The organism is Catenulispora rubra, assembly GCF_015356825.1.
In the GTDB taxonomy this organism is placed as follows: domain Bacteria; phylum Actinomycetota; class Actinomycetes; order Streptomycetales; family Catenulisporaceae; genus Catenulispora; species Catenulispora rubra.
The window spans coordinates 1-19,468 of the sequence record NZ_JAACYW010000221.1; the positions used below are offsets into that span (position 1 = coordinate 1).

The 19,468-nt window shown below is 69.9% G+C and carries 16 protein-coding genes; 7 read left to right on the plus strand and 9 right to left on the minus strand.

What is annotated here, in order from left to right; all coding sequences use genetic code 11:
• Positions 1–164 precede the first annotated feature (164 nt).
• Positions 165–563 (minus strand): hypothetical protein, encoded by a 399-nt coding sequence (locus tag GWK61_RS39420; RefSeq protein WP_228563685.1) that lies wholly within the window; start codon positions 561–563, stop codon positions 165–167.
• A gap of 135 nt (positions 564–698) precedes the next feature.
• Between GWK61_RS39420 and GWK61_RS39425 the strand changes: the two genes are divergently transcribed.
• A complete protein-coding gene (locus GWK61_RS39425; RefSeq protein ID WP_194916824.1) occupies positions 699–1,682 on the plus strand; it encodes an alpha/beta fold hydrolase in 984 nt (327 codons plus the stop codon).
• A gap of 40 nt (positions 1,683–1,722) precedes the next feature.
• Here the strand turns inward: GWK61_RS39425 and GWK61_RS39430 are convergent, their stop codons facing one another.
• Positions 1,723–2,898 carry an ROK family transcriptional regulator gene (locus GWK61_RS39430; RefSeq protein WP_194916825.1) on the minus strand — a complete coding sequence of 392 codons (1,176 nt, stop codon included), beginning with the start codon at positions 2,896–2,898 and terminating at the stop codon, positions 1,723–1,725.
• A 276-nt stretch (positions 2,899–3,174) separates the two neighbouring features.
• On the opposite strand from GWK61_RS39430, the gene GWK61_RS39435 reads away from it, so the two are divergent.
• The 5 genes from GWK61_RS39435 to GWK61_RS39455 are packed head-to-tail and all read left to right on the plus strand — an operon-like array spanning position 3,175 to position 8,815.
• The gene (locus tag GWK61_RS39435) at positions 3,175–4,434 is read left to right on the plus strand and encodes an ABC transporter substrate-binding protein (protein ID WP_194916826.1); all 1,260 of its coding nucleotides are present in this window, start codon (positions 3,175–3,177) and stop codon (positions 4,432–4,434) included.
• On the plus strand, positions 4,431–5,474 hold the full coding sequence (locus GWK61_RS39440) for a carbohydrate ABC transporter permease (RefSeq protein ID WP_323747958.1): 1,044 nt from the start codon (positions 4,431–4,433) through the stop codon (positions 5,472–5,474). Before GWK61_RS39435 ends, GWK61_RS39440 begins: the two co-directional genes overlap by 4 nt.
• Positions 5,467–6,288: a carbohydrate ABC transporter permease gene (locus GWK61_RS39445; RefSeq protein ID WP_194916827.1), complete on the plus strand. Its 822-nt coding sequence runs from the start codon at positions 5,467–5,469 to the stop codon at positions 6,286–6,288. Before GWK61_RS39440 ends, GWK61_RS39445 begins: the two co-directional genes overlap by 8 nt.
• Before the next feature lie 2 nt (positions 6,289–6,290).
• Complete coding sequence (locus tag GWK61_RS39450) at positions 6,291–7,526, plus strand: Gfo/Idh/MocA family oxidoreductase (protein WP_194916828.1); 1,236 nt, start codon at positions 6,291–6,293, stop codon at positions 7,524–7,526.
• Between the two features lie 38 nt (positions 7,527–7,564).
• Positions 7,565–8,815 (plus strand): spherulation-specific family 4 protein, encoded by a 1,251-nt coding sequence (locus tag GWK61_RS39455; RefSeq protein WP_194916829.1) that lies wholly within the window; start codon positions 7,565–7,567, stop codon positions 8,813–8,815.
• Here the strand turns inward: GWK61_RS39455 and GWK61_RS39460 are convergent.
• From GWK61_RS39460 to GWK61_RS39485, 6 genes are all read right to left on the minus strand, one after another.
• Positions 8,802–9,731, minus strand: coding sequence for a carbohydrate kinase family protein (locus tag GWK61_RS39460; protein ID WP_194916830.1), 930 nt, complete (start codon positions 9,729–9,731; stop codon positions 8,802–8,804). The genes GWK61_RS39455 and GWK61_RS39460 overlap by 14 nt on opposite strands.
• Positions 9,732–9,942: 211 nt before the next feature.
• A complete protein-coding gene (locus GWK61_RS39465) occupies positions 9,943–11,271 on the minus strand; it encodes an alpha-glucosidase/alpha-galactosidase (protein ID WP_194916831.1) in 1,329 nt (442 codons plus the stop codon).
• Between the two features lie 55 nt (positions 11,272–11,326).
• Positions 11,327–12,232, minus strand: coding sequence for an SIS domain-containing protein (locus tag GWK61_RS39470; RefSeq protein ID WP_194916832.1), 906 nt, complete (start codon positions 12,230–12,232; stop codon positions 11,327–11,329).
• A 93-nt stretch (positions 12,233–12,325) separates the two neighbouring features.
• Positions 12,326–13,159, minus strand: coding sequence for a carbohydrate ABC transporter permease (locus tag GWK61_RS39475; RefSeq protein ID WP_194916833.1), 834 nt, complete (start codon positions 13,157–13,159; stop codon positions 12,326–12,328).
• On the minus strand, positions 13,159–14,190 hold the full coding sequence (locus GWK61_RS39480) for a carbohydrate ABC transporter permease (protein ID WP_194916834.1): 1,032 nt from the start codon (positions 14,188–14,190) through the stop codon (positions 13,159–13,161). Before GWK61_RS39480 ends, GWK61_RS39475 begins: the two co-directional genes overlap by 1 nt.
• Positions 14,191–14,201: 11 nt before the next feature.
• Complete coding sequence (locus GWK61_RS39485; RefSeq protein ID WP_194916835.1) at positions 14,202–15,539, minus strand: ABC transporter substrate-binding protein; 1,338 nt, start codon at positions 15,537–15,539, stop codon at positions 14,202–14,204.
• A 421-nt stretch (positions 15,540–15,960) separates the two neighbouring features.
• On the opposite strand from GWK61_RS39485, the gene GWK61_RS39490 reads away from it, so the two are divergent.
• Entirely contained in the window at positions 15,961–16,791 is an 831-nt protein-coding gene (locus GWK61_RS39490) for a DeoR/GlpR family DNA-binding transcription regulator (protein ID WP_228563686.1), read from the plus strand.
• 990 nt (positions 16,792–17,781) lie between these two features.
• Here the strand turns inward: GWK61_RS39490 and GWK61_RS39495 are convergent.
• Entirely contained in the window at positions 17,782–19,197 is a 1,416-nt protein-coding gene (locus tag GWK61_RS39495) for a right-handed parallel beta-helix repeat-containing protein (RefSeq protein WP_194916836.1), read from the minus strand.
• Between the last annotated feature and the right edge of the window lie 271 nt (positions 19,198–19,468).

Below are 19,468 nucleotides of genomic sequence, written 5' to 3' on the forward strand. Positions count from 1 at the left end.
GGGTGCGGGCGGCAATGCAGCGGCCAGCAACAGTTGGCAGGCAGCGAGTGCGGCGGGCGGCGGGCGGCGTGCGGCCAAGATGATCGCGCCGAGGCCTTGTGGTGCGAGCAAGTGCGGTGCGGCCGCCGACACTCAAGACCGCCGGGCACCCGAGTCAGCCTGCTTCAGCGAGCCCTGCCCACCAACTCCCCGATCCGCGCGACCACCGCCCCGCTCTTCGGGCACGTCCACACCGCCGCCTCCTCCGCGACCGTCGCGCGCAGCGGGTGCGAGTTCGGGTGCTCGGGGCAGTGGGGCCAGACCGCTGGCTCGCCTTCGCGCCACAGTGCCTCGACCGCCCATTCCTGGACCTGGTCGGCGAGGTTCGCCAGGCGGTCGGGGACGGTGGCGCCGCGCGGCCGGGTCAGGCCTTGGCCGCTGCCGTCAGGGGCGTGGAGCACCGGTCCCCAGCCCGGGCTCTCGCGCAGCTCGGGCTGTACCGCGCTCTGTGCGCGGAGGTCGCGGAACACCGTTTCCAGTGCCGCGGCGAATTCCGGCTCGTTCGCATCCACCAGTGGGTCCACGTCCGCCACCACCCCGGGGCTTCGATCGCGCCGCCAGCCGCCTCGTTTGCCGGAACGGCAACGGTGTTTGGCCGTGCGCCGCCGTCCGGCGCATGATCACAACCGTACCAGGAGCACCGGATCGCAGGAGGCATCATGACCAGCACACCGCACCACCCCCAGCACCGCCTCGTCAGCGCCCCCGCGGGCCGCATCCACCTGGTCGAGCAGGGTGAAGGCCCGCTCGTCCTCCTCATCCACGGCTTCCCAGAGGGCTGGTACTCCTGGCGCCGCCAGCTCCCCGCGCTGGCGCGCGCCGGGTACCGGGCCGTGGCCGTCGACGTGCGGGGCTACGGCCGCTCGTCGAAGCCCGGCGACCCGGCGGCGTACCGCATGGTCGAGCTCGTCGAGGACAACGCCGCCGTGGTGGAGGCGCTCGGCGAAAGCACCGCGATCGTCATCGGCCACGACTTGGGCGCGACCATCGCCGCGAACACCGCGCTGCTGCGGCCCGACCTCGTCCGCGCCGTCGCACTCCTCAGCGTCCCCTACGCCCCGCGCGGCGGACCGCGGCCCAGCGACGTGTTCGCGCAGATGGGCGGCGACGAAGAGTTCTACGTCAGCTACTTCCAGGAGCCGGGACGCGCCGAAGCCGAGATCGAACCCGACGTGCGCGGCTGGCTCGCCGGCTTCCACGCGGCGCTGTCCGCTGACACCATGCCCGGCCCCGACGCGCCGTCGCCGCACTTCGTCGCTCGAGAAGGCGGCCGGCTCCGCGACCGATTCCCGCAAGGCTGCAAGCCCGCCTGGCTCACCGAAGCCGACCTCGACACCCACGCCGCAGAGTTCGAACGCACCGGCCTGACCGGCGCCCTCAACCGCTACCGCGCGATGGACCGCGACTGGGAAGACCTCGCCGCCCTCGACGGAGCCCCGATCACGCAACCGTCCCTGTTCATCGGCGGCGCCCACGACGCCTCCACCACCTGGCTGGCCGACGCCATCAAGGCCTTCCCGCACACGATGCCCAATCTCAGCGCCGCGCACATCCTCGACGGCGCCGGCCACTGGCTCCAGCAGGAACGCCCTGATGACGTCAACCAGCTACTCACCGACTGGCTCGCCGCCCTCCACGCCTGAACCCGCCGGCCACCGGCCATGCCCTCACAGACCCTCCACCTCAAGCCGCAATAGGCGGCGGCGCCAGCGGCTCGGACACCCCCGTCGCGAAGTAGCGCCCTTCGATCGCGTCGAGGGCGACCCGCACCGCGCCGAGCACCACCCACTCGGCGTCCAGGCTGGAGGCGACCACCGGCGGCACGCGAATACAGTCCCGCTCCAGCTCGGCGGTGAGCCGGTCCAGGACCAGATCCGCCGAACGCGAAATACCACCGCCGAAGACGACCAGCTCCGGGTCGAAGGTGAGCACGAGCGCCGCGATCCCCCCGGCCAGCGCGCGCACGAACCGCTCGGTGGCCACCAGAGCGGTCGGGTCGCCAGCGCGCGCCCGGGAGAACACCAGCTCAGCCATCTGCTCCAGCCGGACTTCCTCATCCAGCCCCGGGTAGCCGAGCAGATGCGTCGGCGCCTCGGCCCACCCCGACGCCGGCAACGCCCCGATCTCGCCGGCCGCGCCGGTATGCCCGCGCAGCAGGCGTCCGCCGACGAACACGCCGTTGCCGGTGCGGAAGCCGGCGTGGATGTAGACCATGTCGTCGACGTCGCGCCCCGCGCCGCGCCAGCGTTCGGCCAGCGCCGCGGCGCGGCCGTCGTTCTCGGCGACGACCGGGCAGTTGACCGTGTCGGCGAACGCGGCGGGGATGTCGATGCCGGTCCAGCCCGGCAGCGCGACGGACAGCGCGACGCGTCCGGAGTGTTCGATGACGCCGGTGCTGGCGACGCCGAGCTGGCTGAGCTGGCCGGGCTCGAGTCCGGCGGCGGCGCAGGCCTCGGTCAGTGTGGCCTTGGCCGAGCGCAGCCGGTCGGCGGCCGGGGTCGCGGGGCTCACCGTCAGCCGGCTGCGGCCCCGCACCTCGCCGTCGAGGTCCGTGACCAGCGCGGTGATCGCGTGCGCCCCGATGTCGAGCCCTGCGACGCTGCCGGACTCGGCGCGGAACCGGAACACGCGCGCGGGACGGCCGACGCCGGTGGGCTCGGCCGGCGCGACCGAGGCGACCCAGCCGATCTCGGTCAGCTCGTCGGCCAGGGTCTGCACGATCGGCCGGGACAGCCCCGTCTGCCGGGCGAGCGCCGTCAGCGGCTGCGCCCCGGTCCGGCGCAGCGCGTCCACCACCGACAGCAGCCGCAGCCGGCGCAGCAGCACGGCGTCGGCGCCGTTGACACTCAGCTCAGTCATGTCTCATCTTCCACCCCGCGCGGTCCTGCCTCGCAACGCCATCGAATATTAACCGTGGCGAGAATAATAAACCAGAGGCCAGGGGCCCGCGCCAGAGGATCCGGTCGCCGTCGGGCTTCGGATTTGAGGGATGAATCCGCCGATTCACCGCTAATCGAACCCTGAGCAGGCAGTTTTCCTGCCCGCTTCGACCCGCAAGGGTTGACACACCTCCCCGAGTTAGTAACACTCGCCGCAATATTAATCCCCCGCTCGACGCGATCAGGGTGATGAGACATGAACATACGCACAGCGGTGGCAGCGTCGGCGGTGCTCGCGCTGGCCGCCTCGACGGCCGCTTGTTCGAGCAGCGCCGGCTCCTCCTCCGGAAGCGGCGGCAAGGTTTCCCTCAGCTACGGGGTCTGGGACGCGACGCAGGTCCCGGCCATGCAGAAGATCATCGCAGCCTTCGAAGCGCAGAACCCGACCATCACGGTCAGCATCCAGCAGACGCCGTGGGCGGACTACTGGACCAAGCTCCAGGCGGCCGCCTCCGGCGGTTCGGCACCCGACGTCTTCTGGATGAACGGCCCGAACTTCCAGCTCTACGCCTCGAACAACGTCCTGAAGCCGCTCACCGACCTGCACCCGGACACCTCGGTGTACCCGCCGGCGCTGGCCAAGCTCTACCAGTACAAAGGCGTTCAGTTCGGGCTGCCGAAGGACTTCGACACCGTCGGGCTCTGGTACAACAAGGCCATCTTCGACGCGGCCGGCGTCGCCTACCCGACCACCGCCTGGACCTGGGCCGATTTCCAAGCCGCAGCGAAAAAACTCACCGATCCCGGCAAGGGCGTCTTCGGCGTCGGCGCCAACCTGGAGGGCCAGGAGAACTTCTACGACACGATCTACCAGGCCGGCGGCTACGTCATCTCCCCGGACGGCAAGAAGTCCGGCTACGCCGACCCGGCCACCGTCGCCGGCCTGAAGTTCTGGACCGACCTGGTCGCGGCCAAGGAGTCGCCGAGCCTGAAGCAGATGACGGACACCGCGCCGCTTAACCTCTTCGAGTCCGGCAAGCTTGCGATGTACTGGGGCGGGTCCTGGGACGCGAAAGCGTTCGCCGCCAACGACACCACCAAGACCGGCGTCGACGTGGCCCCGCTACCGGCCGGGGTGAAGAAGGCCACGATCATCCACGGCCTGGCCAACGTGGTCTTCGCGCACACCTCGCACCCGGCGCAGGCCGAGAAGTTCGCCGCGTTCCTCGGCTCGCAGCAGGCCGCGCAGATCGAGGCCGACACCGGCACCGTGATCCCGGCGTACAACGGCACGCAGCAGAGCTGGGCCAAGGCCTATCCGCAGTACCACCTCCAGTCCTTCCTCGACCAACTCCCCGACGCGATCCCGTATCCGATCTCCAAGGACACCGCGGCGTGGAACACGCTGGAGACCAGCGTGCTGACCAAGGCATGGGACGGCAGCGAGCCGATCGACAAGGCCGCCACCGATCTCGCGCAGCAGATGGACGCGGCACTGGCCAAGGAGGGCTCGTGACGGCGGCGGGCGCGGGAGCCCGGTCTCTCGCGCCCGCCGCATCAGCGCTGGGCGGTGGAAGCGGCAACGGCGGTGGAAGCGGCGGCAGCGGTGGAAGCGGCGGCAGCGGCAAAGGCGCCACCGGCACCCCGAGCGTCCGGGAAATCCGCCGTCGGCGACGGCGCTACCGCAGCAAGGAGACCGCCTGGGCCGCGTTCTTCCTGGCCCCGACCGCACTCGGCCTCGGCGTGTTCTACCTGTGGCCGGTCCTGCAGACCTTCTACTACAGCTTCACCACCTGGGGCCCCTTCGGCGGCCACACCTTCACCGGCCTGGCCAACTACCGCGCCCTGCTCCACGACCCGGACCTACGCTCGGCGTTCGCCAACACCCTGTGGTACTGCCTGCTCGGCCTGGCCGGCGTCCCGATCGCGCTGGTCCTGGCCGCGGTCCTGGCCCGGCCCGGCCGCCGCGGCGTCGGCTTCTACCGCGCGCTGCTGTTCCTGCCGGTGGTGACGATGCCGGTCGCGGTGGCGATCGTGTGGCGCTGGCTCTACGCCGGCGACTACGGGCTCATCAACACCCTGCTGGGCAAGGTCGGGATCCACGGCCCGTACTGGATCAGCGACCAGACCACGGCGTTGATCGCGGTGGCCGTGGTCGGGCTGTGGTCCGGCGTCGGGTACACCATGGTGATCCTGATGGCGGGCCTGGAGTCCATCCCGCGTCAGTACTACGAGGCCGCGCAGATCGACGGCGCGGGCCCGGTCCGTCAGTTCTTCGCACTGACACTGCCGCTGCTGAGCCCCAGCCTGTTCTTCGTGACCGTGCTGTCGGTGATCGGCACGCTGCAGACGTTCGACCTGGTCTACGTCCTCATCGGCCAGACCAATCCGGCGCTGCCGCAGACCAGGAGCGTGGTCTACCTCTTCTACCAGGACGCTTTCGTCGACAACAACCGCGGCTACGCCGCCGCGATCGCGTTCCTGCTGCTGCTGGTGACCGTCGCGCTGACCGGTTTCCAGTTCCGTCTGCAGAAGCGCTGGGTGCACTATGCGTAGCCGCCGGGGATCGATCGGGGCGCACACGTTCCTGATCGCCGCGTCCATCGCGATGGCCGGGCCGTTCCTGTGGGAGCTGCTGACCTCGTTCAAGACCCTGACCGAGGCCACGCGCGTGCCGCCGACGTGGCTGCCGCCGCACTGGCACGGCTCGAACTACCACTCGGTGTTCGACACCGTGCCGTTCGGCGACATGCTGGTCAACAGCGTCGTCAACACCCTGGCCCGCACCGCCGCGCAGCTGCTGTTCTGCTCGATGGCCGCGTACGCCTTCGCCCGGCTGCGCTTCCCCGGACGCAGCCTGCTGTTCGGGCTGTTCCTGTCGATCCTGCTGGTGCCCAGCCAGCTGCTGATCATCCCGCAGTACCAGATCGTCCAGAGCCTGCACCTGCTGAACAGCCGCACGGCGCTGTTCCTGCCGGGCATGTTCAGCGCGTTCGGGACCTTCCTGCTGCGGCAGTTCTTCCTGGCGATGCCGGCCGAACTGGAGGAGGCGGCACGGCTCGACGGCGCCGGGCCGCTCCGGATCTATTGGAGCGTCATGCTGCCGCTGGCCCGGCCGGGGCTGATCGCGCTGGGGATCCTGACCATGATCTGGTCCTGGAACGACCTGCTGTGGCCGCTGGTGGTCAACACCGATCCGCACAAGATGCCGCTGTCGGCGGGCCTGGCCTCGTTGCAGGGCCAGTTCATGACCGACTACCCGGTGCTGATGGCCGGGGCGCTGATGGCCACCGTGCCGGTGATCGTCGTCTTCGTGGTGCTGCAACGCCGTGTGATCGAGGGCATCGCCCTGACCGGAACGAAGGGATGAGCATGTCGGAGCTGAGGATCGGCGTCGTGGGGGTGGGCCAGCGCGCGAAGCTGGCCACGCACGCGCAGCAGCCTGGGGTGACGCGGGTGGTGGCGTGCGCGGATCCGAGCGCACGCGGGCGGGCCCGGGCGCGGGAACTGTTCGGGGACGACGTCGCTGTCTACGAGGACTGGCATGCGATGCCGGACGGGGAGCTGGACGCAGTGTTCGTGCTCACGCCCGACGACCTGCACGCCGCGCCCGCGCTGCACTTCCTGTCGGCGGGCGTCGCGGTGTTCGTGGACAAGCCGATGGCGATCACGCTCGCCGACTGCGACGCGCTGCTGGCGACGGCGGCGCGGACCGGGACGCGGCTGTACATCGGGCACAACCTGCGGCATCTGCCGATCCTGCGGCGGATGCGGGAGCTGATCGAGGACGGCGCGGTCGGGGAGGTGAAGGCGGTGTGGTGCCGGCACTTCGTGGGGCACGGCGGGGACTACTACTTCAAGGACTGGCACGCCGAGCGCGCTCACACGACGAGCTTGTTGTTGCAGAAGGGCGCGCATGATCTCGACGTCATCCATTGGCTGGCCGGAGGGTACTCGCGGCAGGTTGTCGCGCTTGGTGGGCTGACTGTTTTCGGGGCCAACCCGCATCGGCGACCGGCCGGGACCGAGAGCCCTGATTCCCTGATGGGCGACTGGTTCGACGTCGGGGCGTGGCCGCCTTCGGAGCTGCGCGACCTCAACCCGGTCATCGACGTCGAAGACCTGTCGCAGATGCTCACGCGGCTCGACAACGGGGTGTTCACCAGCTACCAGCAGTGCCACTACTCCCCCGATTACTGGCGCAACTACACGGTCATCGGCGATGCGGGACGCCTGGAGAACTTCGGCGACGGCATCGACGGCGACCCGGCGGAGATTCGGCTGTGGAACCAGAAGCGGTCCGGCTACCGGGCCGACGCAGACCTGGTCCTCCCCATCACCGGCGACGAGGCCGAGGGACTGCACGGCGGCGCGGACAGTGCGCTGGTCGCGGAGTTCCTGCGCTTCGTCGCGGTCGGCGGGCCGACGCAGACCTCGCCGGTTGCGGCGCGCGAGGCGGTGGCCGCGGGGGTCGCCGCGACCGAGTCGCTGCGCTCCGGCGGGGTGCCGGTCGCGGTGGCCGCGCCTGATGCGGCGGTCGTCGCGCACTTCGCCGATTCTGACGGGCACCACCGCCGGGTTCCTTCGATCCCGGCGTCCTCCTTGTAAGTCCACTGAGCAAGTCCACTGTATGGAAGGAGAGCACCATGCACCTGTCCCGCCCTCGACTACTGGTCGGGGTCGCAGCCCTGGCGCTGGCGGTCCTCGGCCTGGCACCCCCGGCGACGGCCGCGCGTGCGCACACCGCGACCGTGCAGCACGTCGGCGTCCCGGCGTACTTCGGTCCCGGCAGCAGCTACTGGACCCAGCTGGACCAGAGCAACCCAGCCGTCGGCATCGCGATCGCCAACCCCGACAACGGCCCCGGATCAGCATTCGACCAGGGCTACGCCGACGCCATCCAGGCGGCCACGTCTTCCGGCGCCCAGGTGATCGGGTACGTCGACACCGGCTACTTCGGGACCACCGGGCGCACCACGCGTGGCGGCCAGACCAGCACCGCGGCGTGGACCGCGCAGGCCGAGGCCGACGTCGACAACTGGTACAGCTGGTACGGGAGCTACGGCCTGGCCGGGATCTTCTTCGACGACGCGCTGAACGACTGCGGCACGAACAACGCGCACGTCGCTCTGTACCAGGCGGTCGGGGACTACGTGAAGCAGAGCCACCCCGGCGCGCTCACCGCCGACAACCCCGGCACGGCCGCCGACCAGTGCTACGCCTCCGCGGCGGACGTGCTGGTGATGTTCGAGGGCTCGTACGCCGACTACACGAGCTGGACGCCGCCGGCGTGGGAGCTGAGCTCCGGGAACCCGGACCAGTTCTGGCACCTGGTCTACGACACGCCGACGCAGGCGAACATGGAGAACGCGGTCAGCCTGAGCAAGCAGCGCAACGCCGGGTACCTGTACGTCACGAACGACAACCTGCCCAACCCCTGGGACACGCTGCCGCCCGGGGCGTACTGGAACGACGAGCTGGCGCAGGCTGCTGCTCCCGCCGCCACCACCGCCGGGTCGGGCGCCATCACGAACTTCTCGGCGTGCGTGAGCGGGACCAACGAGGTCTTCCGGGCCACGTTCAACGCGGCGACCAGCTTCCACCACGTCTTCATCGACAGTGACGACAACCAGAGCACCGGCTTCCAGCTGCCGTCACCGTCCTCGACGCCGCTGGGCGCGGACTACATGATCGAGAACAACACCCTGTATCGGAGCCTGTCCTCCGGCTGGAGCTGGGCGCCGGTGAGCGGCGTGAGCCCGGCCATGACGCAGAACGGGAACGTGTACACGTGGACCGTGCCGCTGAGCGCGCTGGGGAGTTCGGCGGCGACTCAGCGGGCGGTGTTCAACGGGAACTCGTTCTATACCGCGCCGATCACCTTCAGCCGGGGCTGAGGTCGGCCGACTGTCTGAACGGGGCCGCGTAGACGGTGGCCTCGTCCCACGAAGGCTGAGCAGCGGTACCGCCGACGGCCTGGGTGGACAGGGCACCGCACGCGCAGCCGACGGCGAGGGCCTGGTCCAGGTCCTCGCCGTTCAGCAGCGCGGCGAGGAACCCGGCGTCGAAGCTGTCCCCGGCACCGACGGTGTCGACCGGGTCGAGTGGGGCGACGTGCGCGGCGTGGGTTACGGTGCCGCGGCGGGCCGTCGCGCCGTCGCGGCCGCGTTTGACGACGGGGGCCACGCCGGCTTCGACGAAGGCCGCCATCGCCTGATCGACGGTCGCGGTGCCGGTCAAGGCCAGCGCCTCGGCCTCGTTGGGGAGGATGTAGTCGCAGGCTTCGAGCAACCCGGGCGCCAGGCGCCACGTTCCCGCCGGGTCGTGGTTGGTGTCGAGGGAGCAGGTGGCGCGCGCCGCACGGAACAGTTCCGGCAACCGCGCCGCCAGAGCAGGCTGCAGGAAGTACGACGCGGCGTGGACGTGCCGGGCCTCGGGCAGCTCGCGCGGATCGAACGCGGCGAGGCAGCCGGCCGCGGTGAGGATGGCGCGGTCACCGCCAGGCCCGCCGAGGCAGACGGTCAGGGCGGTGGGCAGCTCGGCATGGCGCGTGACGGCGCTGATGTCGACGCCGGCGGAGGTCAGCGTGTCGAGGACGAAGTCGCCGGCAGCATCGCGCCCGACCACCGCAGCCAAAGCGGTCGACAGGCCAAGCCGAGCCGCACCATGCGCAACGATCGCCGCCGACCCCCCAAGCGCCAGAACCCCGGACTCGACCAGGGTCTCGGCCTGGCCGTAAGGCGGGACCGCCGGGACACCGGACAGCAGCACATCGGGGTTCGCGTCGCCGACGACGAGGAGGTCGAAGCTCATATCAGCACCACCAAACCACGCCCACCAGCACTCGCCACGACGCCCGGGCTCGCACCGCCCGCAGCAACCATCTGCCCGAATCCGCACCCACCGGCGACCGCCGCTACTCGCTCGCGCTCTCGCACATGGGCGCTCCGCCCGACCGCGCCGCGCAAGCCACATGCCGCAGCCGCCTGCCCGCAGCTATCCGCACTAGCCAGCCACCCGCCGCTCACCGACCACCCCGCGCAGCCAACGGCGCACGCCGCAACGCCTCCGGCAGCGCGTCGCCGTGGGCCTCGACCATGGCGTCGCACAGGGCCCAGATCTGCTCGACCGTCAGCGCCGCTGCCGTGGCCGGGTCCGCCATCGCGGCGTGGCGGATGTGGCGGGGGTCGCCTTCCACCGCGGCGGCGACGGTCAGGTCGACCACGTTCAGGAAGTGGCGGTTCGGCGCCGCCAGCTGCACCGGCAGCGCTCCGACGTGGTGCGGGTGGACGCCGAGGCGGTCCAGCGTGGTCGGCACCTCGACTGCCGCGCCGTGGGGCAGGTTGCTGATCAGGCCGGTGTTCGGGGTGTTCACCTGGATCGTGCGGGGTGTGCCGGTGACCAGGCTGTGGATCACCTGGGGGGCGTACTCCGCCGCGTCGCTCTCCCAGCCGCCGGCCAGGTCGGCGCCGTCGGCGACCGCCTTGCGGAGCGCCTGGTACTCGGCCAGGTTCTCGGCGTTGATGGTCATGTAGTCGCCGACCGGGATGCGGAGGCGGGCGATCTCGCTGTCGTGGCCGAGGTACCAGGGCACGTACTCGGAGCTGTGCTCGCTGGTCTCCGTCGGGTAGTAGCCCAGCCGCCGGTACATGTCGACGCGGACGCGCCGTGCCAGGTCCGGCCGGGCCGCGATGGCCGCGTCCAGCTCCGGGTAGAGGTCGCGGCCCTGGTGCTGCCAGCGCAGGATCCACGCCTGGTGGTTGACGCCCGCCGACAGGACGTCGACCTCCTCGTGCGGGACGCCGATGATCTCGCAGAGCCCGCGCACCGTCCAGTACACCGAGTGGCACAGCCCGACGGCCTTCAGCCGGGGCGCGACCGTGCTCAGGTACTGGATGTTCATGGCCATCGGGTTGGTGTAGTTCAGCAGCCAGGCGTCCGGGCACACCTCGGCCATGTCCTCGGCCAGCGCCTTCAGCACCGGGAAGGTTCGCAGCGCGCGGAAGATGCCCCCGACGCCCAGGGTGTCGCCGATCGTCTGCCGCAGGCCGGCGGCGGCCGGGACCTCGAAGTCGGTGACCACGGCCCGGTGCCCCCCGACCGCGATCATGTTGACCACGGCGTCGGCGCCGTCCAGGGCCTTGCGACGATCGGTGGTGGCCGTGACGGTCACCTCGGCCCCGAGCGTGCGCACGGCATGATCGGCCAGCGCGGCGGCGACCTGCAGACGCTCGGGATCGATGTCGTGCAGCGCGATGGTCACGCCGGAAAGCTCGGGGTAGGACAGGATGTCGTGCAGCAACTGGCGGGTGAAGACCACCGAGCCGGCGCCGATGAAGACTATGCGGAACACGCGGGATTCTCTTTCGAAATCGAGATCGGAATCAGCGGAATCAGGCAGTAGAAGCTCACGAAGCAGCCGAAGCACTCTGCGGACGCAGAATCACCGACCGCGTCAGATGCCGAGGCGCATCCGGGTTCAGCCCACGCCGCGCGGCCAGCTCCAACGCCAGCCGCTGGGCCACGATCAGCGACGCCAGCGGATCAAGGTCCTGCCGGACCCACATCCCGCCAGTGGCCCCGACCTGCTCGGCCAGCCCCTCCGGGGCCTCGCCGAACATCCACACCGCGGACTGCTCGTCGGTGATGGCGATCGGACCGTGCCGGTAGTCCATGGCCGGATACGACTCCGACCACGCCAGCGCCGCCTCGCGCATCTTCAGCGCGGCCTCGGCGGCCAGGCCGGTCGTCCAGCCCGCGCCCAGGAATGTGAACTGCGTCCGGTCGGCGATGCCCGACGGCAGCGGCGAGGCAACGGCGGTCTGCGCGTCGGCGATCGCCCCCGACACGTCCTCGCCGAGGTGGGCGCGCAGCAGCACCAGCGTCGTCGTGGCGAAGCGCGTCTGCACCACCGAGCGCTCGTCGGCGAAGTCCAGCACGACGACGCTGCCGGCCAGCGCCGGGGCCGGCGAGTCGGCGACGCCGGTGATGAGCGTGGTCGGCGCGGTGGCGGCGCGCAGCACGTCCAGGATCTCGGTCGTGGTCCCGGACCGGCTCAGCGCCAGCACCCGGTCGTAGCTGCGGCCGGCCGGCAGTTCGGAGGCGGTGAAGGCGTCGGTCTCCCCGGCGCCGGAGGCCTCGCGCAGACCGGCGTAGGCCTGCGCCATGAACCAGGACGTCCCGCAGCCGACGACGGCCACCCGCTCGCCGGGCTGCGGCAGGCCGTCCGCCGAGGCGGCCAGGTCGGCGGCCCGCTGCCAGCTGTGCGGCTGGTCGGTGAGCTCGGCGGCGACGAAAGAAGGCAAGGAAGGCATGGTGCTCCGTTCAGGCAACGTGTTCGAGCAGGTTGTTCGGCAAGCTGGTGCGAGAGGTGGCGAAGCTGTTCGAAGTGGCTGACGGCGCGCGCCTCAGCCCTTGAGCCCGGACATGCTCATCGTCTGGACGAACTGCCGCTGCGCGACGAGGAATCCGAGGATCAGCGGCGCCGTGGCCACGACGTTGCAGGCCATCAGCTCCTGCCAGTCGATGTGGTGCGCGCCCTGGAAGTTGATCAGCCCGAGCTGGATGGTGAACTTCGACGGGTCGTTGATCGCGATCAGCGGCCACAGCAGGTCGTTCCAGGAGTTGAGCAGCGTGAACACGGCCAGCGTGGCCAGCGCCGGCCGGGCCAGCGGCAGCACGATGCGGAAGAACACGCCGAAGGTGGTCAGGCCGTCGATCCGGCCGGCCTCCTCCAGGTCCTTGGGCAGCGACAGGAAGAACTGCCGCATCAGGAACACGCCGAAGGCCGAGGTCAGGAAGGGCACGAAGGCCGCGCCGAGGGTGTCGATGAGCCCCAGGTGGGTGAACATGAAGTAGGTGGGGATCATCAGCATCTGGGTCGGGATCATGATCGTCGCGACCAGCGTCACGAACGCCACGGTCCGCCCCCGGAACGACAGCCGCGCGTAGGCGTAGCCGCCGAGGGAGCACAGCACCAGGTGGCTGACGATCGCGATGCCGGAGACGATCGCGGAGTTCAGCATCCACCGCGCGACCGGGGCGTCCCGGAACAGCCGCACGTAGCCGCTGACGTGCAGGGCCGAGGGGATGAACCGCGGCGGGAACCGGTTGATGTCCGCGTTCGAGGTGAACGAGGCCAGCACCATCTGCAGCAGCGGGAGCAGGAACAGCAGGGACAGCGGCATCAGGAACAGGTGCCAGCGGCTGGCTCTGCTGATTGTGTGGCTCAGGCGGCTCATCAGAAGGCCTCGATCTTGCTGCGCCGGGCGTACGCGAACAGCCCGAGGGTGATCACCAGGGTGGCGCCGAACAGCGTGTAGGCGACGGCGGACCCGTAGCCGTAGCGGGACAGGTTGAACGCCTGGTTGTAGACGAAGTACACGACGGTCTGGCTGGCTCCCAGCGGTCCGCCGTGCGTGGTGGTCAGGACCAGCTCGAAGATCTGGAGCACCGAGATCGTCTCCCAGACCCCGACGAACACGGTGACCGGGGCCAGGCTCGGCAGGATCACGTGCCGGAACTGCTGCCAGCGGTTGGCGCCGTCCATCCGTGCCGCCTCCAGGCAGTCGGTCGGGATGTCCTGGAGCGCGGCGAGGTAGACGATGACCGAGAACGCCAGGTCCGTCCACAGGTAGATCAGGGCTATGACCCACATGACCTCGTGCCGGTCGGCCAGGAAGCCCTGCTGCGGCAGGTGCAGCACCCGCAGCAGGTTGTTGGCCAGGCCGAACTGCTGGTCGAACACGAAGTTGGCGAGGATTCCGGTGGCCGCCGCGGAGACCACCAGGGGCACGAACAGCGCGGTCCGGTAGAACGAGATGAAGCGGATCTTCCGGTTCAACGCGATCGCCAGGAACATGCCGAGGACCAGGACCACCGGCACGTACAGGACAGTGAACAGCACGGTGTGGTTCACGGCGGACCGGAAGTCCGCGTCCTGCAACATCAGGTGGTAGTTGTCCCAGCCGATCTGGCGCGCCGGGGTGATTCCGTTCCAGTGCTCGCGGGAGATCAGAAACGCCCAGGCGGCCGGGAACAAGGTGAGGCCCAGGATGATCAGGGTGGCCGGCGCGGCGAAGGACCAGCCGGTGAGGTTGGCGACGACGCGGCGGCGGCGGGCGGTCCACTTGGGCTTCGCCGGTCCGGGGTCCTCGGCGTCGCCGCCTTCAGCATTCACCGCCGCGGACGCCGCCGCAGACGCCGCAGTGCTCCGGCGGCGAATATTGGTTGCCGCCTTCTCATGATCCGATATCAGGATTCCGTGTTTCATCGCACCCGACCTCAATCCGCTTGAGCAAGCGCGACGTCGGCGGCCTTGGCCGCGTCCTTCAACGCCGAGGCCGGATCGCCCTGCCCCTGGAGCACCTTGGCGATGGCCTGTCCGACAGCTTGGGAGAGCCCGACGTAGCCGGGGACGGTGGGCCGCGCCGTCGTGGCGTTCGTCAGATTGTCGAGGAGCGTCTGGGCTCCCGGGTACTGCTTGGCGTAGGCCTGGAACTCCGGGCTGGCGGCCTCACTGATGCGGAGCGGCAGGTTGCCGGTGGCGAGGTTGAACTTCGGGTCGGTCTGCTCCGAGGTCAGCCACTGCGCGAACTGGTAGGACCAGTAGGCGCGGTCGGAGTTGTGGTGGTCGTAGAGGGTCCAGAGGTCCGGGCCGGAGATGGTCTGGTGGCTGGTGCCGTCGAAGGACGGCAGGTAGGTGACGCCGTAGTCCAGGTTCGCGCCGACGTTGTCCGACAGCTGCCACGGGCCGCTCATGATCATGCCGATCAGGCCGGACTTGAACAGGTCGGCGTATTTCTGGTCGTCCTGCGACAGGTACACGGACTTGTCGGTCACGGCCATCTGCTGGAGGAACGTCAGCGCGGCCACGCCGGCCGCCGAGTCGAACGCGGCCTTACTGTTGTCCGAGGTCAGGACGCTGCCGCCCTTCTGCCACAGCAGCGGCCAGAAGTGCCAGGTGGTGTCCTCGGTGCCGGAGACCGAGTAGGCGGTGCCGTAGACGTTCTTGGAGGTGTCGGTGAGCTTCTTGGCCGCGGCGCGGAAGTCGTCCCAGGTCCAGGTGTTCGTCGGCTCGGCGAGGCCCGCGGCCTTGAACAGCTTCCTGTTGTACATCAGCGCCAGGTTGTCCACGACCGCCGGGAAGCCGATCACGTGGCCATTGGGGGTGGCGGTCTGCCGGGCCGCCGGCGGGAACTCCTCCCACTTCACGGCCGGGTCCTTGACCTTGTCGGTGATGTCCAGGGTGCGCCCCGACAGCTGCATCTGGGTGGCCCAGCTGCCGAAGTTGTAGGAGATGTCCGGGTAGGTGCCGCTGGTGAAGGCGGCGGTGAGCTTGGGCAGCAGCTGGTCGGTGGTCGGCGCGCCGGGCGAGATGTCGACGGTGACGTTCGGGTGCGCGTCGTGGAACTGCTTGGCCAGGCCCTCCAGCAGCTTCTCGGGGTTGACGTCCTGCCCGGTCCAGACGGTGATGGTGACCGGCTTCGTCGTGTCTGCGGCCGCCTTGGAGGAGTTGGCGGAGGAGGAAGACGACGACGAGCAGGCGGCGGTCAGCGCCAGCGCGGCGACGGTGCCGGCCGCTGCGGCCGAGCGAAGGGTGCGAGCCGTTCTTGGAAGCACGGGAAGACCTCCCAGGCGGAGAAGACGAGGGGAACGGAGATGGAAGAGTTCCGTCATTCAAGGGCTCCGCACACCGAACTCACAAGATCCACGCACGTTTCGCTCACCGGGGATGCTCGAAGGCGCGCGAAGCAGCGCGATGAGCAAGTGCTTGGCAGCATCGGGGCGCACGCGTAGCATCGGGGTGCGCCGCCGTGGAAACGCGACGTCAGAGGTACGCCCATCCGGTATGTCGGCACCGCCGCGAGCCCGGACCGAGTCGCCAGGACTGCCCGCCGATCGTGCGGGCGGCTTTCCGAGGCGGGGTCGTGCCCACCAGCACAATGGAGCTCACCGTGAGCCTCACTGATGCCCGATCGACCCCTCCCCCAGCACGTCCAGTCCGCCCCGGGCCGCCGTTCCAGGCGTAGCGGGTCCGGCGATGACCGAACTGCAGAGCAAGAACGCTCCGTTGCAGAGCAAGACCACTCCGACCATGCACCGCTCCGACCGGGTCACGGCCATCCTGGACCGGCTGGCCTACGGCGGGAGCGTGGACGTCGCCACGGCCGCGCGCGAACTCGGCGTGTCGGTGGCGACCATCCGCCGCGACCTGACCCTCCTGGACGACCAGAACCTGCTGGTCCGCACCCGCGGCGGCGCGGTGGGACGCGACGTCGCCTACGAACTCCCGGTCCGCTACCGCGACAACCACGGCCGCGCGGCGAAACAGGCCATCGCCCGCATGGCACTCCGCGCCCTGGCGCCCGGCCGCCACGTCGTGGCCGTCAACGGCGGCACCACCACCAGCGAAGTGGCACGCCTCCTGGCCACCCGCACCGAACTGACGGTGGTGACGAACGCCCTGAACATCGCCGGCATCCTGGTGAACCGCCCAAAGGTGAAACTGGTGGTCACCGGCGGCGTCGCGCGCTCCAACTCCTACGAGATGGTCGGCCCCTGGGCCGAAACCATCGTCGGCCGCTTCAACGTGGACACAGCGTTCATCGGCATCGACGGCATCAGCGCCGCCAACGGCCTGTCCACCCACGACGAGGTCGAGGCGCACACCAACGCGGTGATCATCGGCCGCGCGCAGCGGGTCGTGGTGGTCGCGGACGGCTCGAAGATCGGCCGCACGCATTTGGCGCACGTGGTGGGGCTGGACGCGATCGACCAGCTGGTCACCGACAGCAGCGCGGACCCGGCGGAGCTGCAGGCGATCGCGGCTCAGGGGGTGTCGGTGCGGATCGCGGAGCCGATGCGGCGGTGAGGGGGCGGGGGGATGCTGCTTGGTGCCGGCGCGCTGCCGGGTGCGGGCTGGCCTGCGGGCTACAGGCAATTTTTACGGCTTCGCTAATGGTTGGATGGCCTCGCGGGGGGACGCAGTTCGGTGGAGCGACGCGGGCTGCGCTGGCGGCTGGCGGTGTGCAGGACTACACGCCGGCCGAGTCTCCACGCGCGAAGCATGGGCGACCGGCGGCCGAGACCAACGGGGCGGCAGGCGAGCACGACCAGACCGCCAGCTCCGACGAAAACCGGGCCCCGGCAGCATCGAGCGGTGACCGGGCCGGCTCAGCCGAGCATGCCAGGCATCGAATGGTAACCGGGCCCGCCCAGCCGAGCATGCCAGGCATCGAATGGCGACCAGGCCCGCCCGAGCATGTCAGACATCGAGTGGCGACGGGTCGGCGCGGCCGGTGGTGTGGTTCGGTGGATCCTTCTTACACGCACCCCTTGGGTCCCGGTTCCCTCGTCGCTATCGGCGGGGCTTGCCCAACCAGCCTGGACTGGCGGTGTCAGGCCGGGCGTTTCGCAAGGCCAGCAGGTGTGATCCGGCTTGATTCCGCCAGGCCGGGATGGTTCCGTTCACGGCGCCGATTGCGACGAGGGAACCGGGACATTGGCGACCAGCACTCGAACCGGCGCCCGCGCGGGGGGTTGAGGATCCCTCAGAGTCTGGAGCGCCCGCCGGAGGCACCTGCTTTTGATCTTAGGCACCCACCACGCCCGACGATTGCCGCCAACCCAACGCATGCGCAGTGACCCGAACCCGCGCGCGGTCTTGCCCACGGACACCGCCAGCCGCCAGCGCAACCCGCGACGCTCAACCGAACTGCGTCCCCTGCGAGGCCATCCAACCATTGGCGAAGCCGTAAGAAATCGCCTGTAGCCCCGAGACCAACCGCACCTGGTAGCGCACAAACACCATGGCATCGGCAGCCCGAATCATCGAGCTGCCGATGCCGTGGTTTCCGTCCGCTCAGCAGGTCGCGGCGAACACGCTACTTGCGTCCAGCCCGGTAGCGGCCCGATAAGCACCGAATCCCGTATACGTCACCGAATGCCACCCCCACCGAGCCGACCCCGCATCCGCCGCGGCAGCCGAATACCGATTCCCGTCCACCACATCCCCCGCGCCCGAGCCGGACCGCGCCACCGTCCCGATCAGCAGCGTTCCCGGCCCGGCGGCGCAGATCGTGTTGCCGGTGATCCGGTTGCCGCTCTCGTGGTACTGGATCAGGAACTCCGGCGAGCCGTCGTGGTCCGTGTTGTTGTTCCGCAGCACGTTGCCGCTGAAGGTGTTCGCGAACGACGTCCCGGTCTGCACGCCCCCGCAGTCCTGGCCGCCGTCGCAGTAGCCGCCGGTTGTGATGCCGACGTAGCGGCTGTCGCTGACCGCGTTCCCCTCGACCGTCACGTGGTCGGCGGCGCCCTTCGCGTTCTCCGCCGCGACCTCGATGCCGATGTCGTCGGCGTGCACGGTGTTGCCGGCTATGTCGATGTGGGTGCCGCCGTCGACGTAGAGACCGTCCGCGCAGTTGCACCAGCCGGTCGACGACCAGTACGCGGGGTTGCCCGCCGAGATGATGTTCTCCACGGTGTTCCCGCTGATCACCCCGTTGCGGGCCCGGTTCAGGTCCGTGTACCGGTACGCCGGCGGCAGCGTCGCCTCGAAGCCGATGGCGTCGATCCCGATGTTGTTGTCGTCGTGAATGCGGTTCCCGGTGATCCGCCACCCGTCGACGTTCCCGTTCACCACCACCGACTCGCTGGCCCCGAGATGCAGGTGGTCCACCTCGTTGTGGTCGATGACCAGACCGCTGATCGACCGCGTCGGCGAGTCCCCGTACGCGGCGATGCCATGCGCGTTCATCGCCATGCTGCCCAGCGTGCCGTTGTCGTTGCCCATGTCATGAACACGGTCGCCGCTGATCGTGACGCCGGCGTCCCCGCCGTGGACGTAGATCCCGATCGGCATCCCGGCGATGTCCTTGGTGCGGTAGCCGGTGATCTCCAGGCCCTGAACCGCGACCGAGGTGCTGTCGGCGATGTCGACCATCGCCGAGCGGCCCGTCGGGACGGTCAGCTTGGAGCCGTCGAGCACAGGATGCTCGCCGGCGGCCGCGGTGATGGTGACGTTGTTCGCGTTGTGCAGGCTGACGCGCTGCGCGTAGGTGCCGCCGCGCAGGACGACCGTGCCGCCGCTGGACACCGCCGAGACCCCGCGCTGGATCGTGGCAAACGGAGCGGTCGAACTACCCGCCGCCGAGTCGGAGCCGCCCGGAGCGACATACACCGTGGAGGGGGCATGAGAAGCGTCGGCAAAAGCCGACACCGCGAACGTTGACGGCACGAGCGCGGCCAGAGCCGCGACTGCCAGGACTTGTGGCTTCATACCGCACAGAGCGTGCGCACCACACCGTCCCCCGTCAACGAAAACGCACCCGACATGAGCGATTCGGCCCAGTCGCTCACCGGGACTGCGCGTTTCCCATCCACACCTCGACGCTGCGACGACCCCGCTGCTAAGAATCGCCCAGCACGAGAACCGCCACACTTCTCGAGGAGAAATCATGCCCCTGACTCCATCGCCCAAGCGCATGGCCGCGGCAGCCGCCGGCCTCGCCCTGGCCGCCGCCGCGACCGTCGCCCTCACCCCGGCCGCC

Excerpts from the sequence above, each read along its gene's own strand:
- GWK61_RS39435 (WP_194916826.1), top strand. The coding sequence starts at position 3,175 with ATGAACATACGCACAGCGGTGGCAGCGTCGGCGGTGCTCGCGCTGGCC.
- GWK61_RS39480 (WP_194916834.1), bottom strand. The coding sequence starts at position 14,190 with ATGAAACACGGAATCCTGATATCGGATCATGAGAAGGCGGCAACCAAT.
- GWK61_RS39430 (WP_194916825.1), bottom strand. The coding sequence starts at position 2,898 with ATGACTGAGCTGAGTGTCAACGGCGCCGACGCCGTGCTGCTGCGCCGG.
- GWK61_RS39425 (WP_194916824.1), top strand. The coding sequence starts at position 699 with ATGACCAGCACACCGCACCACCCCCAGCACCGCCTCGTCAGCGCCCCC.
- GWK61_RS39490 (WP_228563686.1), top strand. The coding sequence starts at position 15,961 with ATGACCGAACTGCAGAGCAAGAACGCTCCGTTGCAGAGCAAGACCACT.
- GWK61_RS39450 (WP_194916828.1), top strand. The coding sequence starts at position 6,291 with ATGTCGGAGCTGAGGATCGGCGTCGTGGGGGTGGGCCAGCGCGCGAAG.
- GWK61_RS39455 (WP_194916829.1), top strand. The coding sequence starts at position 7,565 with ATGCACCTGTCCCGCCCTCGACTACTGGTCGGGGTCGCAGCCCTGGCG.
- GWK61_RS39460 (WP_194916830.1), bottom strand. The coding sequence starts at position 9,731 with ATGAGCTTCGACCTCCTCGTCGTCGGCGACGCGAACCCCGATGTGCTG.
- GWK61_RS39475 (WP_194916833.1), bottom strand. The coding sequence starts at position 13,159 with ATGAGCCGCCTGAGCCACACAATCAGCAGAGCCAGCCGCTGGCACCTG.
- GWK61_RS39495 (WP_194916836.1), bottom strand. The coding sequence starts at position 19,197 with ATGAAGCCACAAGTCCTGGCAGTCGCGGCTCTGGCCGCGCTCGTGCCG.
- GWK61_RS39445 (WP_194916827.1), top strand. The coding sequence starts at position 5,467 with ATGCGTAGCCGCCGGGGATCGATCGGGGCGCACACGTTCCTGATCGCC.
- GWK61_RS39470 (WP_194916832.1), bottom strand. The coding sequence starts at position 12,232 with ATGCCTTCCTTGCCTTCTTTCGTCGCCGCCGAGCTCACCGACCAGCCG.